General features: G+C 63.0%; 16 protein-coding genes. 14 read left to right on the forward strand and 2 right to left on the reverse strand.

Annotation, left to right across the window (positions count from 1 at the left end; all coding sequences use genetic code 11):
- Positions 1-67: 67 nt before the first annotated feature.
- The 9 genes from ACFC0O_RS32825 (at position 68) to ACFC0O_RS32865 (ending at position 8,724) form a co-directional block, all read left to right on the forward strand.
- On the forward strand, positions 68-3,349 hold the full coding sequence (locus tag ACFC0O_RS32825; RefSeq protein ID WP_375964800.1) for a hypothetical protein: 3,282 nt from the start codon (positions 68-70) through the stop codon (positions 3,347-3,349).
- Between the two features lie 59 nt (positions 3,350-3,408).
- Positions 3,409-4,149: a hypothetical protein gene (locus tag ACFC0O_RS32830; protein WP_375964803.1), complete on the forward strand. Its 741-nt coding sequence runs from the start codon at positions 3,409-3,411 to the stop codon at positions 4,147-4,149.
- Between the two features lie 65 nt (positions 4,150-4,214).
- Positions 4,215-4,886 (forward strand): hypothetical protein, encoded by a 672-nt coding sequence (locus tag ACFC0O_RS32835; RefSeq protein ID WP_375964805.1) that lies wholly within the window; start codon positions 4,215-4,217, stop codon positions 4,884-4,886.
- 199 nt (positions 4,887-5,085) lie between these two features.
- Positions 5,086-5,925: a glycoside hydrolase family 25 protein gene (locus ACFC0O_RS32840; RefSeq protein ID WP_375964808.1), complete on the forward strand. Its 840-nt coding sequence runs from the start codon at positions 5,086-5,088 to the stop codon at positions 5,923-5,925.
- A gap of 83 nt (positions 5,926-6,008) precedes the next feature.
- The gene (locus ACFC0O_RS32845; RefSeq protein ID WP_375964811.1) at positions 6,009-6,398 is read left to right on the forward strand and encodes a hypothetical protein; all 390 of its coding nucleotides are present in this window, start codon (positions 6,009-6,011) and stop codon (positions 6,396-6,398) included.
- 45 nt (positions 6,399-6,443) lie between these two features.
- A complete protein-coding gene (locus ACFC0O_RS32850; protein ID WP_375964813.1) occupies positions 6,444-6,779 on the forward strand; it encodes a hypothetical protein in 336 nt (111 codons plus the stop codon).
- A 45-nt stretch (positions 6,780-6,824) separates the two neighbouring features.
- Positions 6,825-7,181 carry a hypothetical protein gene (locus tag ACFC0O_RS32855; protein WP_364642194.1) on the forward strand — a complete coding sequence of 119 codons (357 nt, stop codon included), beginning with the start codon at positions 6,825-6,827 and terminating at the stop codon, positions 7,179-7,181.
- Positions 7,182-7,305: 124 nt separating this feature from the next.
- On the forward strand, positions 7,306-8,316 hold the full coding sequence (locus ACFC0O_RS32860; RefSeq protein WP_375964816.1) for a hypothetical protein: 1,011 nt from the start codon (positions 7,306-7,308) through the stop codon (positions 8,314-8,316).
- A gap of 18 nt (positions 8,317-8,334) precedes the next feature.
- Positions 8,335-8,724: a hypothetical protein gene (locus ACFC0O_RS32865; protein ID WP_375964819.1), complete on the forward strand. Its 390-nt coding sequence runs from the start codon at positions 8,335-8,337 to the stop codon at positions 8,722-8,724.
- Between the two features lie 64 nt (positions 8,725-8,788).
- Here ACFC0O_RS32865 and ACFC0O_RS32870 read toward each other — a convergent pair whose 3' ends face one another.
- Positions 8,789-9,421 (reverse strand): TetR/AcrR family transcriptional regulator, encoded by a 633-nt coding sequence (locus ACFC0O_RS32870; RefSeq protein WP_375964821.1) that lies wholly within the window; start codon positions 9,419-9,421, stop codon positions 8,789-8,791.
- Positions 9,422-9,528: 107 nt separating this feature from the next.
- Between ACFC0O_RS32870 and ACFC0O_RS32875 the strand changes: the two genes are divergently transcribed.
- A complete protein-coding gene (locus ACFC0O_RS32875; RefSeq protein WP_375964823.1) occupies positions 9,529-9,939 on the forward strand; it encodes a Dabb family protein in 411 nt (136 codons plus the stop codon).
- A 1-nt stretch (position 9,940) separates the two neighbouring features.
- Here the strand turns inward: ACFC0O_RS32875 and ACFC0O_RS32880 are convergent, their stop codons facing one another.
- Positions 9,941-10,624: a GNAT family N-acetyltransferase gene (locus ACFC0O_RS32880; protein WP_375964826.1), complete on the reverse strand. Its 684-nt coding sequence runs from the start codon at positions 10,622-10,624 to the stop codon at positions 9,941-9,943.
- Positions 10,625-10,767: 143 nt separating this feature from the next.
- Here ACFC0O_RS32880 and ACFC0O_RS32885 point away from each other — a divergent pair, with 143 nt between their 5' ends.
- From ACFC0O_RS32885 to ACFC0O_RS32900, 4 genes are all read left to right on the forward strand, one after another.
- Positions 10,768-11,394 (forward strand): TetR/AcrR family transcriptional regulator, encoded by a 627-nt coding sequence (locus ACFC0O_RS32885; RefSeq protein ID WP_375964828.1) that lies wholly within the window; start codon positions 10,768-10,770, stop codon positions 11,392-11,394.
- A gap of 27 nt (positions 11,395-11,421) precedes the next feature.
- Positions 11,422-12,345, forward strand: coding sequence for a TauD/TfdA dioxygenase family protein (locus ACFC0O_RS32890; protein ID WP_375964831.1), 924 nt, complete (start codon positions 11,422-11,424; stop codon positions 12,343-12,345).
- 279 nt (positions 12,346-12,624) lie between these two features.
- Positions 12,625-13,872 (forward strand): amidohydrolase family protein, encoded by a 1,248-nt coding sequence (locus ACFC0O_RS32895; RefSeq protein ID WP_375964833.1) that lies wholly within the window; start codon positions 12,625-12,627, stop codon positions 13,870-13,872.
- Positions 13,873-14,040: 168 nt separating this feature from the next.
- Entirely contained in the window at positions 14,041-15,300 is a 1,260-nt protein-coding gene (locus ACFC0O_RS32900) for an acyltransferase family protein (RefSeq protein ID WP_375964836.1), read from the forward strand.
- Positions 15,301-15,313 lie beyond the last annotated feature (13 nt).

Raw genomic sequence — 15,313 nt, forward strand, 5'->3', positions numbered from 1 at the left:
GCACCCAGCCCAGCTGGGTGCCTTCGGCTTTCTTGTACTCGAAGATCAAAGAAACGCGAGTAGTGACATGTCTCCGCAGTCCACCGATCCGCTCAACCCGAACTCCACGATCAGCTTCAACGCGGGTGGAGAGAAGGTCATCTCAACGCCGCAACCAGATGGCTCGACACTGGTGGTCACCATGGGTGGCGGTAGTGATGGCAACGAAAAGCCTTACACCAAAACGGAAATCATTCCACCTCCCAAAAGCGGTGTGCCCGCCCCCGCCCCGGTACTCGACTACACCAACAAGCCGATTCAAACAGGGCAATGGAAGAACGATGACGGGACAACCACCAACAGTCTCCTGACCCGAAGTGGCACCGCGCTGGAGACCACCGGTGGTGGCAGCGACGCAAACGACAAGCCATGGAAGGTCACTCAGGAAATCAACCCGCTTACGCATAGTTTGATCACCTCCGTTGATACGGGCGGAAAGCTGATAACCGACGACGGATTCGGCACCATCACTCTCACGGAGAACATCGGCAATGGCATTCATCGGGTGACGACCCAACACGGCGGCTTGGATGGCGCGGAGAAGCCATGGCAGGACGTGTTGGTGACCGATGGCAAGGGCAACGCCACGCTGAGCCACACGGTCGGTGGCATCACCGACAGCACGATGACCAACAAGGCTGGCAACCTCGTTCAGAAGACCCATATCGATTGGGACGGAACGGTATCCACTACTGCCTATGTCGGCAACCAACCTCTCAACACCGTCACCACAACCAAGAATGCCATCGGTGAGCCGACTGTCATTACCACTGACCCCAGTGGCTACGTCATCGACAGCTACGTCATTCCGCCGGAAATCCCTGCCACCGGTCTGCTCGACGGCTTCAAACATAGCGGGCAGGTCGCAGTCGATCTCGCAAACAATCTCATCTGGCAGCCGATCAAACAGAACTTCCTCCCGCACCCATTCGGGGCCCCGGACGATACGACGCGATCTGCTACAGACTGGAATTTCCCCTACGTACCACCTGTCAAGGACCTTCGGCCTTGGCCATCCGCATTGGATCTCGGTCTTGCGGTACTGGATGCGTCCGTGTTCGCGAGTCTCCCCGGATTGCTGGTCAGGGGTGCGGCGTCACTGGCAGAGCGTGTGGGGGCAACCCTGGCCGCCCGAGCCGCATCACGCAATGCGCTCGCCGCAGGCGCAACCACCGAAGAAGCCGCGGCGGCGAGTAGCAATGCGATACGCGACTACATCGTCTCCCATGAAGCTGGCGACACTGCCTACGGTCGGGCCCTCGCGGACGGCCAAGACAAACAGATCGCGGAAGCCCTTCGACAGCAGGCGATCAACGACTCTCTCGTTCAGCAGCAGGCGTTCCGCGACGGTCTTAACCCGCTCGATATCCCTCCGACTGGTGAACGACCCACCGCATCAGGGCCTGGTAGTCGGGGCGATGGACTCAATCGGCCAGAACCGGGAATGAATGGCCTCACCAATCGCAATTTGCCAGGCAGGGAATCGGACCCGAATATGTCGGATCCGCGGCCATCGCCGAACAACGCAGGCGCACAACCGAATACATCTGGGCTCAACTCCACGCCGCTCGATCTGCTTCTTGATGGAATTCGAAAGGATCTGGGTGTTACCTGGGAGGACGGCCAGTATCAGTTCGACCAATTCATAGCGAACTCGAGGGCGGACCTGGATGTCGTACTCGACGAAATCCTGGAACAGGAACCGGCCCTCGCCGATGTTGTCGGTGGTGTCAAGAGCGCCGAAATCAGGCTGGGACTCGGTGGCGACGCAAGAGGTGCCGGGGGCGCGGCTGGGCGCGGAGATATCGAGACTCCTTCCGGGGGTGGAGGGCGTGGGCACGGTGGCGGCACAGGAACCGGTCCGACTGGCCGCGGACCCGGCGGTAGGGGCCCCACCGGCCCGCCCGATCCGCCTATTGGTGGTGACGGCGGCGCACCGCTGGGTGATTACCCCGAACCGTCAATGCGCTATCTGGTGCTGCGGATTGACCGGATGAGGAGAGCCCCCATGAGCTACGAAGATATTATTGACGAGATCCGGGCAAGCAAGGTATCTGAAAAGAAGATCAGTGACGATCAAATCGCCGCCGTCATTGAAATGACCGACAACACGCCTAAGGGGCTCTTGAAGACCGGTCAGACGATGGGGGTCGATGGCAAGATTCGCGTGAATGGAGGGGCAAAACCAGCTCCGGCCGAAGAGCTCCCGCTTGGTCGTCAGCCAACCACAACGGACTCGTTGGATAAGCCATCTGCAGCGCAGAACAATCAGACGAAGCTGGATACCAAGCCAACTGGCGACCAGCGAACGGGAATGGTTGATCTGACTGGTGACAAGAGTCCGTGGAAAACCTCTTCGCTTTCCGGTAAGGGGAATGTGAGTGCTATTGGTGGTGATATCGGTGAAGGTTTGACCAGGGCAAAATTAATTGACGATGGATTTAATATCATCGCTGAAGGTAGCGAAGCATCAATTGAAGTCCCGGGTCATCCGGGCAAGTATTTCGAGCCCGATTTTATTGTAGAGAAAGATGGGAAGATATTCTTTGTAGAATCGAAATGGAAAGGTGGCGGGTACACTCCGAATCAGATTCCTGGGTACGGCGCATACAAGGAAGGCAATCTGCGTCTTAATATTGGTGACGATGGAAGTGATATCCTCCGGCAAAGACTCGAAAGACTCGGGATCTCGGAGGATGTTGAGGTATCCGGGGTGACAACTTACGTTTGGAATGACGGATGGGGTCCAACGGACAAGGTTGTATGGAGAGCTGCTAACGACAGGCCGCCCGGCAGCCTCACGACGAATGGTGATAAGAAGTGGAGGGAAGAGCTTGCGGCATGGGCTGAAACCAATGCCGAGGCTGCACGACGTGCACGTGCAGCCAATGACGCTGTCGGTGCCTTGTATTTTCAAATACGTAGCGACGCGCTTGACTCTGTGGGTCTCTTGCCTCCCTCTGATCTGGCGGTGGGCAAGGCGCTCGTAAGCGCGATGGATGATTTCACAAAGTACTCGGGAGAGATTTTGGGTGTCTCTCCCGAGGTGTTGGGCGGTGCCCCTAAGGTGATGGGACTGCCCAAGGTGTTCGGATTCGTTTCGATGGCAGGGATGACGACTGAGGTTCCAGATCTGCTCGCTCCGCTCAATGCGGCGCTTGCCGGCATGTCGGCATCGGACAGGAATGGCTCGAGCGTGAAGGACGTCAACCAATCATTGACTCTTCATGTCTCGATACCGGGGGCAGGCGAGAACTCGAGTCGATCCGCAGATCAGTTGAGCCTCATGGCTTTTCTGGGCCGCCGATGAGCGCGCGGTCTGGCCACAGCTGTCAAGATGGAGCCACCAAGGGTGGAGAGGAAACCGAAATGACTGCCGCTTCGGCGAACCGGCTGATGGAACTGATCGTCGCGCGGCTGACTGGCGTGCTTGCATCCGACGGGTTCATCGGCTGCCCGCCGTGGACCGGGCGCAGCGAGGCACAGCCGGGTACGCAATATCCGGAGTGGAGAGATGCGTGGTTCGAGTCTGTGAACGGGAGTGAACCCAACGTGACTGCGGTGATCGAAGCGAAACTGCTCCGGGACGGAGGGAGCGTAGGCCTCGTAGGCGTTGCTTGGTTGATGTCGAACGCAGTCGCCAACGTTGTTGCCGAATTGCCGTCGGAGGCTCTGGCCAGTTCGGGCAACAGGGTACCTGCTCGGCTGGAAAGTATTGAGTTCGGCTTTTTCCAGAACCCTCAGAACGTTGGTCTGGCACGGATTTGGATATCAGAGGAAGCAAATGTTGATTATTGCGTCGATCTGTTTATGGAGTATATGCATGGATCGGTACGGGATTGGCTCGACTCTCGATCCAATGTGAGTGATCTGCTGGTTTTGGCGCCGACTGCGACGGAGACTGCTATCGATCGATCCAATCCGGATCCAGTGCGACTACGTGGCACTGTTATTCTAACCTTACTGGCGCAACGAACTGAAGAAGCTGCGGCATTGATGCAGCTGTACCGGGAGCGCAAAAGTTACCATAATTGGGATTCTGCCGACCGTGTCGAGGCTTTTCATAATGCATTAGTTGCACTCTTCCCTGGATATGGCGCGGGTCAATGACGGTGCGTGAGAGAGGTCATATAGATCAGCTTGCTGTGGGGTCGGATGGCCGTCTTCTATTGGCGATGACCGAGGATCGTAATTACGGTGACGGTGTGGAGCTGGTAGACGATTTTCGGAGGAAGTTGAATTCTTATCTTGGTGCTGTTCGATCGGGCGCTGTACGCCGAATGGCGAAAGAGGCCGGTATCCGGACTGTCGATAGGATCGAAATTGTGCTCTTCAGTGCGACCGAACCGCCGTCGGCTGTGTTCGAGATGATGAACGTGGCCAACTCGAGTCTTGAGCGAGAGAGTATCTCCGTTCGGTGGGAGTCCTTGCGGTCCAACGATATTGGAACAGAGGCCTATGAACGTGCGATTGTCAGTGAAGCGGCTGCCCTGCTCGCGCCGGGCTGGAAAGTCCTTGTGATCTGGGTGTCCTTGGCGGGCAATGATGGTGATGGTGGCATCCAGGTGGAACGCGCCGATGGTGTGGTTGAGAACGTGGAGTTGTCGAACACGTTGCGTGGTCTGCTGATCGAACACAAGAGGGCAACGTATGACGTGATCGCTGGAGCGTGGCTGAGCGGGCGGATCGAAAGTGCTGCCTCGGGGCCGCATCGAGCAGGCTTCTCCCGGAACGTCCTTCCTGATTGGGTTCCGATGCCAAGCGCGACCGACATTCGTCAAGAGCTCGTGGATTATCCAAGGGCTACTGACAGAATTCCTGCCTGGATGCGCGAACAAATCGGTTGACCCCTGCTGGTGCGGGGGTTGGGCCGACAGCCGGTCTGTTGGTCGGTTGGCCGAGTGCGAGACATCGCTGTTGTTACGCTTGCAAGCGTCAGCGAAAACTGTTGTCGCAACTGTCGTTTCGTAGTACAGGGTTGCTTCTGATGCGCTGATTTCTCATTCGCGGTGAAAGCCGCTTCAGCGCAATCCTTTCGGAGGCGGCGTGACGATCTTCGGTGTCGACATATCCAATAACAACGGGCCGGATGTTGATTTGGCTCGGGTGGCTCGGGAGGGCTTTCGGTTCGTTTTTGCGAAAGTATCCGAGGGGGATGGGTTTGTTGATTACACGTGGCCCGGGTATCGGGAGGCGGCGCATGAGAATGGGCTGCTGGTGGCGGGGTATCACTATTTGCGGGGGGACTGTGATGTTCGGGCGCAGGCCGAGGTGTTCGTGGAGCATCTCGGGGATGCTGCCGCGATGGTGGACTTCGAGGCGAATTCCGGTGGGATCGAGACCTTTTGGGGTTTCGTCGACGCTGTGAACGCGCTCGGCCGCACCATCAATCTCTCCTATATTCCGCGGTGGTACTGGCAGCGGATCGGGTGTCCGGATCTGTCGCAGGTGCCGGGGCTTATTCAGTCCAGTTACGTGTCGGGGGCCGGTGCCGCGGCGGAGCTGTATCCCGGGGATGCCGGTGGATCGTGGAATGCGTTCGGGGGCAAGGCCGTCGACCTGCTGCAGTTCACCGATCAGGCGCGGGTCGCGGGGAAACTTGTCGACGCCAACGCCTTCAAAGGCACATTCGAGCAGCTCAGAACACTGCTGGGCTTGACGCTTTCGACCAATCAGGGAGTTTTCATGGCGCTGACCGATGCGCAGCAGGAGGAGCTGCTGCAGAAGGTGCGGGAGATCTGGGAGCAGTTGCGCGGGCCCGACGGCGGCGGATGGCCGCAACTCGGGAAGAACGCGCAGGGGCAGAATCTCACACTCGTCGACGCGGTCACCGAATTGCGGGACTCGCTCGACGGGAAGGCCGATCAGGCCAAACCTGCTGCGTAGCAGCGGGTCTCATTCAACTGTGTTGGTTGTTTCGATCGGAATTCCACACACGCATTGTTACGTTATTTTCTAGGAGTCGCCCAATGGAATTCACCGATCCGCACCTGATTCTCACCGCGGCGTTATTCCTCGGCGGGACCGGCATATCGGCACTGTTCGCCTGGGTGCGGACGCGCAAATTCCAGCCCACCGAGAAAATGCGCTACGAGGTGGCGGCGGCCAAGGATGTCAACGACATGGCCATGACAACGCTGTCGCGGGTCTCCGGCGAACTGCGGGATGTCACCCTCCGGCTCGATGCGGTGGAGGCGGCGCAGGAAGCGTCCATCCGCGAATTGAACCGTGTCACAGGGCTTTTCCGGGAAGCGCTCGGTGTACTGCGCGGCGTGATAGAGGCCGCGCGGGCGGGGCGGATTCCGGATCTGCACATGTCCCGCGAACTGATGGACGAAGTAGAACACAACGCCGGCTGACCCCTGGCCGGTCGGGCCGGAAACACCCAATACCGAAGGAACCTCATGACAGCACCGATCGACCCGGGATTCCTCGGGTATCAGCCGACCATCGAACCGCTGAAGCTGACCACCGGCGCCAGCTTCGTGCAGACCATCCAGCCGTCCGGCGGGGTGAATTTCCCCGCGGGCACCACGGTTTCGATCAACCTGACCTCCCCGAGCGGCGCATCCCTCGGGTCCTGGCCCGCGACGGTGACCTCGACCCAGGCCACCTGGAACGTCGTCAGCGCTACCTGCGACGCCATCCCGGCCAACTCGCGCTACATCATGCTCGTCACCTATCCGACCCCGCAGCCGACCACCTACGCCTGGTACGAGGGCGCGGTCATCCGCACGTAGCACGCCGCCGAAATCCGTTCACCCACACCATAAAAGGAGCGATCCATGCCTCTCATCGTCACCACCACCCAGGCCGCCCTGGCCAAGGCCTACACCCTGATCAACGGCGCCACCGGCCTGTTCCTGTCCATTCACAACGCCGACCCGGGCCCGACCGGCACCCCGGCCACCGAGGCCACCGGCGGCGGCTACACCCGTCAGCCCGTCACCTGGGCCCCGGTCACCACCGGCACCGCCTCGGGTAATCAGGTCTCCATGACCGTGCCGGCCGGCACCTGGACCTACGCCGCGCTGTGGACCGCCGCCACCGGTGGCACCATGGTCGACCGCGTGCAGATCGCCTCCACCCAGGTCCCCGGCCCGAGCACACTGCTGGTCACCCCGAGCTTCACCATCAGCTGAGCCCGCCGGCGGCAGGTCGGCGCCGGGTATCCGTCGAAGATTCGAGATACCCGGCGCCACAGGCTATTACGAGCCACTGCCACCCGCCGGATCGGTCCCGTATGAACCACCTTCGGAGGCACAGTTGAGCTCTGCATCCGCGGCGATCGTGGCACCGCTGCCCGCGCCGCCCACCAATGTCGTCGCGGTGCCGAGCCCGCCGACTATCACCAGGACCGTGCCCGCGGCGCCGCTCGTCGTCATCGACGGAGCCAAGGTCCTGGTCATCCCGCCGTTCATTCGCGCGAGCTTCACCGGCGCGGGCGTGCTCGCGGCCGGTTACGCGCTATCGAGCGCACTGCCGGTGCAAGCCGGTACGACAGGCACCCTGACCGCCGCGGTCGCCGTCCAGCAGCCGATGCAAATCGGTTTCGGCGCAACGGGTTCGATGGGTTACCTGCTCGCCTTCGGTGCGGGCGTCACCCGCATCCTGCCCGCGCAATTCGGCGCGACCGCCAATTCCACCGCCACCGACGCGGCTTTCGGCTGCAAGGCCGTACTCACCCTGACGGTGAACGGCGCAAGCGCTCCCGCCCTGGCGACCTTCGGCGCGACCGGTGTGCTCACCACGCAGTCGGGCCCGCCGCCCACCTTCAACGCGGCGGGCAGCGGTATGGGCACCCTGGCGGCCGTCACCGGCGTCAACGCCTCGTTCACCGGCGGCGGCACCGCCGCTGCCAGCCTGTTCGCCCCTTCGGGAATGACCAAGAACGGCAACCAGAACGGGCCGAACAATGGCAATTGGACCCAGCTCACCGGCTGGACCGCCGACACCGCGCACTACCCGGGTTCGACGGTGATCACCGATGCCCTTCCGGCCCAGGGCGTCAAGTCGAACGCGCTGGTAGCGGTGAGTATCGCGTGGGCCCCGGCCGGGCAGTTCGTCGCCAATACCCTGGCTGTGCGAATCAAGCAGAACGGCACCGTGATCGCGTTCTCCTCGAGCTCGACCACGAGTCCGGCGCAAGCCAGTGCGACGGTGCCGATCGCGCTCGGCGACAAGTTCACGGTGGAGGTCCAGGACAACTCGGGTTACCCACCGAACTGGAGAGCCACGATCACCGGCGGCGCCACCAGCGCGCTGCAAATCACCTAGCACCCGAGCGAGGACTCCATGATCTACACAGTGACGCTGCCCGCCCAGGCCGCAGCGGGCGCGGACGCGGTGGTCGTGGCGGGCGTGTACTCACAGGCCTTCTACAGCGGCGACACCGTCACCGACCTGCAACTCATCGTCCCCGCCGGGTATCCGACGACCACGGGCGGCGGGACCAACAACGCCACCGTCAGCGTGCGCCAGTTGCGACTGGGCGTGCCCGTCGCGACCCTCGGCACGCTCACCCTGGACGCGGGCATCACGCTCTCCGCCGAAACGGCGGTGACGATTCCGGTTGGCGCACAACAGATTCTGCAGCCCGGCGATATCCTCGACGTGCAGTTGCATCAGAACGGCGCGGGGCAGGCGATTCCGGCCGGACTGATGGTCTCGACCTTCGTCAGCTGATTTCGCCGAATACGTTGCCGCACTGCCCGAATGGCTCCCGACCGATCCCGGTCGGGAGCCATTCTCACGTTCTGGGCCCGAATGCGCTGAGGAAGGTGTCGACCGCGTCGTCCGCCACGGACTTCAGCTCCGCCACCGATACCTTCCGGGTGCCCAGCCGGGAGCGCGCTTCCAGGGGCGCGGTGAGCAGGGCGAGGAGTTGCTCGGCCGCGCGCTCCGGGGCGCAGGGGCGCAAACGGCCGGCCAGGGAGAGCCTGGCCAGCCGGTCGGCCAGCGTTTCGGCGAGTTGCCGCGAGGTGCGGTCCTGGACCAGATCCGCGAGGTCGGGGTAGGTCGCCAGCTGTGCGTAGGTCAGGGCGCGCAATGAACGCGCCCGATCGCTGTTGCAGACACGCAACAGTCGATAGGCGGAATCGCGCAGGGCCGCTTCCAGTTCCGCGTTCGGATCGCGCAATTTCGATATGGCCGAAAGGCATTCGGCACCCACCAGATCCGCCGCTGCTTCCACGGCATGCCGGTAGAGCGTCTCCTTATCGCCGAGGTGGTTGTACACGGTGGGTTTGGCCACCCCGGCCGCATCGGCGATCTCCTGTACGCACGCCTGCGCGTAGCCGCGGTTCGCGAAGACCTCGAAGGCCGCCGCGAGGATGGCCTGCCGCTTGTCTATGCGCCCTCGGCTCGCTGCCTCTCCCGTCACGACTCACATGCTAGCGGGTCAACAATTTTGAACTTGCGGGTTCAATGTGTGGGTTCTACCGTCTAGTGCACAAGATTGAACCGACGAGTTCAAAGAGTGAGGTAGATGTGATCGTTCACCAGCTCAGATTCCGTTTCCGTGATGAAACCGGCGAAACGCAGAAGGCTCGGGTACTGGAACTGATGCGTGCCACTGCCGCGGTCGAGTCCGTCGCCTTCTCGACGGTCGGACGGCACCTCGGGACCCCGTCCGACGGTTATACGCACGCACTGTGCGTGGCCTGGTCCGATCTCGACGCGCTGGAGCGGTACATGCACGATCCGGTGCATCTGGCGGGTGATCCGGAGATCATTCCGCATCTGGCCGCGCTGGCGATCGGACCCGAGACCACGGATGATCCGGACCCCGAACTCGGGGCCAAGATCATGGCGGCCAATCAGCGCAAACTCGAGCTGTACCCGGAGTGGGCGGCGCTCATGGGCTCCATCCCCGAGGTGCGCGTCAATATCGCGGTCTGAATCAGCTACGCGCGGTGGGTGATTCGCTCGGCAGTCGGGCGGTGAGGCGTTCGCGGACATCCGGCCAGTCCTCGGCGATGATCGAGAACATGGCCGTATCGCGGACGCTGCCGTCGCCGCGGCGGAACTGACGGCGAAGTGTCCCTTCGTAACTCGCGCCGAGGCGGGCTATCGCCTGTTGCGAGCGGTGGTTGCGGACATCGGTTTTGAGTTGGACCCGCCCGGTGTGGAGGGTGCCGAAGGCGTAGTCGAGGAGCAGTAGTTTGGCGGCCGGGTTGACCGCGGTGCCCCACACCGACGGTGTGTACACGGTGAATCCGATTTCCAGCCAGGCATCGTGCTGATGCGCGTCCAGATAGGACGTCACACCCAGGGCCGCTCCGGCGGGCAGATCGCCGATCGGCCGCTCGGCGCGCACGGTCCACACCTGCCAGCTCGGTACCGAATCACGCTGGCGCAGTGTGTCTTCGAACTCGGCGGCGTCGGCGGGACGGCCCGGGACATGCGCCCATACCGCATCGTGATCCAGTGCGGCGAACAGTTCCGCGGCATCGGTGGCCGGGTTCACCGGCGTCAATCGCACGACATCTCCCACCAGTTCGGTGCCTTCCGGCACCGGCCAGATCATGTCCGGCCAAGGAGCATCGTCCGGGCGGGGATCGGGAAGCGGCTGAAAGCGATTCACCTCGCGAATGATGCCGCATCGAAGAGCCGAGTCAGGCTGTCCGGCGACAAGATCACAACACCGGCGCGTCGGCCTCGCGGTGAATAAAGATCCGGGTGAATCAATTGGGGTGTGGATTAACGCAACTGCGTTAACTTGGGGGCATGGCGGCAAAAGACCAGATCCTCGCCGCGGCGGAACGGCTCTTCGCCGAATTCGGCATCGAGTCGGTATCGCTGCGGCAGATCGCCGTCGCCGCAGGACAGCGCAATACCTCGGCCGTCGCGTACCACTACGGCAGTAAGGACGCGCTGGTCGAAGCCGTGTACGTGTGGCGCATGACCACCGTGAACGCGCAACGGCTGGCGCGCCTGGCCGCGCTCGGGGAGACGGGAACGGTCACCGAACTGGTGCGGGCGCTGGTCGAACCGCTGGCCGCCACCCTGCACGATCCCGAGCGCGCGGGTGAACCCAGCTGGTATCTGCGCTTCATCGCCGAAACCCTGTGGCGGCCACAGTTCGATCCGGTCATCAACACCATGCGGCGACCCGAGGCCGAGAGCGTGCGGCTCGTGGTCGCGGCGCTCGCGGGCAAATTCGACGGCCTGGCGCGCGAGATCTTCGACGAGCGCATGCGATTGGTCGCCATGCTCGTGGTCACCGCGCTGGCGGATCGGGAACGGCGGTTGCAGGAGCCCGAGCCGCCCGAACATCTCAGCGATCTCGGACTCGACGTGCTGGTCGACGCCGCCACCGCCATCCTCACAGCCCCGTGGCCACCCCGAAACTGAAGTCACCCAACGGAATAAGGATCCACCATGACTGCCGCCTACGCCACCCTCGGCGAGATGTTGACCGGCCGCTCCCTGGCCGCCGGGCCGCGCACGCTGCATCGACTGCCCGGCGGTGCGGAGAGCGCGCCGTACGAGTTGTTCACGCTTACCCCGCAGACCAATCTGATCGGCGCGGAGATCTCCGGCATCGACCTGCGCGAGCCCGTCACCCCGGAACTGTTCGCCGAACTCGATCGCGCGCTGCTGGAATGGAAGGTGCTGTTCTTCCGCGACCAAAACCTCACCGGCACACAGCATCGCGATTTCGCGCGACTGTGGGGTGAGCTGGAGATCCACCCCTTCCTGCCGCAGGGCGAGGTGCCCGAGATCGTCCGCTTCGCCAAGGATGCGGAGAACCCGGGCGTCGAGAACGCCTGGCATACCGATGTCACCTGGCGCGAGCGGCCCGCGCTCGGATCCGTGCTGCGCGCGCTGGAGGTGCCCGCGGCCGGTGGTGACACCATGTTCGCGGATATGGCCGCGGCCTATGACAATCTGTCCGATGAGCTCAAGGCGCGGATCGACGGGCTGGACGCGATCCACGACTTCACACTGCCGTTCGGGCAGTTCCTCTCGGCCGACGAACTCGCCCGCCGCCAAGCCGAATTCCCGCCCGTCGCACACCCGGTGGTGCGCACGCACCCGCAGACCGGGCGCAAGACGCTGTTCGTGAACGCGGTGTTCACCACCCATATCGTCGGACTGGACGCGGCCGAGGGGGAGGAACTGCTGCGACAGTTGTTCCAGCAGGCCCGGATTCCCGAGTACCAGGTCCGATTCCATTGGGCCGCAGGGTCTATCGCGTTCTGGGACAACAGGGCCACGCAGCATTACGCGGTCAACGACTACTTCCCGAATCGGCGGGTAATGGAGCGCGCCGCCATTCTGGGCGACCGGCCCTACCGCTAGTCGTCCGGTCGTGTGGGCTGGAGTGCGGACCCGAGACCCGGGTGTGCACTCCACGAAAACTGGGTGCAGCTAAGCTAATTCATCGTTATCTTGTGAACGGATGCGGCATCTGCTCATATTCGCCGCTCTAAAGATCTGAATCGTGAGTTATCCTTCTCGCGGGACCTTGTATCAAGCGATTTGGTTAACTTATAGAAAACCTAAATCTCGCGGGAACCCGTGCGACAGGTGCCTGATTTTCGCGGCATACCGACCGTCATGCGTCATCCTGGGGACACCATGACCACCTACCGAATCGACGCAGGCACCCTGATCCCCGGCAGCGGTCCGGCCATCCCCGGCGGAGTCGTCATCACCTCCGGGTCAACCATCGGCTACGCCGGACCCGCTGCCGACGCGCCGCCCACCCCGGGGGCGACGACGATCACCGCGCGCACGGTCATGCCCGGTATGTGGGACTGCCACGGGCACTTTCTCGGTATCACCGCAATGGATCTCGCGAAGCTACCCATGGAACCGCTCGCGGTCCGCACCGCCCGCGCCACCGCCGATCTGCGCGCCGCACTCGACGCGGGATTCACCTCCGTGCGCGAGGTCGGCGGCGTCGGAATCCATCTCGCGCCGATCATCGCGGAGGGCACGCTGCCCGGTCCCGCCATCTACGCGGCGGGAGCCATCCTCTCCACCACCGGCGGGCACGGCGATCTGCACGCGCTACCGCTGGACTGGGTCTCGCATTTCGGCCATCATGGCGGCGAACTGCGGCTGTGCGACGGCACCGCCGAATGCATGCGCGCGGTACGAGAACAGTTGCGGCGCAACGCGAAACTCATCAAGGTGTGCGCCTCGGGCGGTGCGTTCTCCGAAGTCGATCACCCGATGCACCAGCAGTTCACCACCGCCGAATTACGCACCATCGTCGAAGTCGCCGGACTGGCCGAACGCGCGGTGGCGGCACATTGCCACGGCAAACCCGCGATCATGGCGGCGCTGGAGGCGGGCGTGCTCACCATCGAGCACGGCACCTACCTCGACGACGAAGCCTGCGCGGCGATGAAGGAAGCCGGCGCCATCCTCGTGCCCACCCTGACCATCCTCTCCGAACTCCTCGCCACCCCCGACTCGGTGCCGCCCTACGCCCTCGCGAAACTCCGCGCCAGCCGCGACCGGCACGCCGAGGCGATCGCCCTGGCGCACCAGCACGGCGTCACCATCGCCTGCGGCACCGATATCGCGCTCTCCGGCATCGACACCCCGAATGGCTGGGGCCGCAACGGTATCGAACTCGAACTGATGGTCCGCACCGGCCTCACCCCCGCCCAAGCCATCGAGGCCGCCACCGCGACAGCCCCGCTCACCCTCGGCCCGCAGGCGCCACTCTCCGGGCAACTGCGGGCCGGGTACGACGCCGACATCCTCACCCTGGATATCGATCCGCTCACCGATATCGGCGCACTCGCCGACCCGCGGCATATCACTCGGGTGTGGAAGTCCGGTGAGCTCGTGAAAGACATTGCTCGAGAATGATTTTCGTACGCTGCTGTGAGAGAACGCCGTTCGAGATCATTTTCTGAGCCGATCTCGCTCTACTCGCGGCGGCGGTCCGAACGAGTCTCCGCGCCACCACGATTCGACGCCGGTCACGACCCCTGGCTATGTTTCGATCGATCTTTGTTCGATTTTCGGGGGGACGATGTGACCACATCGGATAAGCGTGTCACCAGTCCGGTCAATCCGGTCGAAGGAAAGGTGCGCACTCGGGGCGGCCGGTTCGAATTCCTGGACGCGCTTCGAGGCGTGGCAGCGTTGGCGGTGGTGATCGAGCACTGCTCGGTGCAGGTATCACCGGCCTATGAACGATTCTCGATCACCTACTTCGGCGCCGGCGTCTTCGGTGTCTTCGTCTTCTTCATCACCAGCGGGTTCATCATTCCCGCGTCATTGGAGCGCGGGCGGTCGCTGGGCGCGTTCTGGGTGGGCCGGTTCTTCCGGCTGTACCCGCTGTTCTGGATCTGCCTGATCGTGGCGCTGATCCTGCATGCCGTGCGCGCCTACGGCGGGCCGCCGGGGTTTCTGGCCGACCCCGCGGCGAACATTCTCACGAACTTCTCCATGGCGCATTTCTTCCTGGTCGGAGGGTATTCGCAGATGCTGGTCGTCGCGTGGACTCTCTCCTACGAGCTGGTCTTCTACATGATCGTGTCGCTGCTGTTCGTCGCCGGACTGAACCGTCGCTCGGTGCCGCTCGCCGTTCTCGCGATCGGTTCCATCCCGCTGGCCGAATTGTTCCTGCCGAGTTCGATGATCGGTGGCTCCGACGCGACCCTCACCACGCGCCTCACGGTCGCCATCGTCACGGTGCTGGTTGCCGTATGCGTCGCGCAGCGGGCCGCCACCAAGGGCTCGGCCGTCGCCGCGGTTGTACTCGCGTCGATCGCAATCCCGTTGCTGCTCAACCAACCTGGCCCGTCGGGATACTCCGCCACCATCTTCGCGACGATGTTCGTCGGCACCGTGCTCTACCGGATGACAGCGGACGAGATCAGCGCCGCACTCGGCTGGGCGGTGTTCGTGCTCGCCGGAGGCGTGATCGTCGGGCTCGAGCTCCTGCGGCATCCCGTCCCCTGGAATAACAAGGCATGCACATTGGGAGCTGCCTACCTGCTGTTCGCCGTCGCGCTACTGCTGCGCCGCCGCTCCTTCCCGCGGCCATTGCTATTCCTGGGGCGGATCAGCTACTCGCTCTATCTGGTGCACGCTCTCGCGATCAACTTCCTACCCAAATGGCCGGTATCGGTCATCGGCATACCCGCGGCGCTACTCACCTGGATCACCTGGGTCCTCGGCTCGATCGCCATTGCCGCACTGACATATCACAAGATCGAGAAACCCGCCCTGGCTCTCGGCCACCGGCTGATCGGCAAAATGGCCGAGCGCACCCGCGCGGCCGCCTGAGTCGCCGGATAGC

The organism is Nocardia sp. NPDC056100, assembly GCF_042266325.1.
Classification (GTDB): domain Bacteria; phylum Actinomycetota; class Actinomycetes; order Mycobacteriales; family Mycobacteriaceae; genus Nocardia.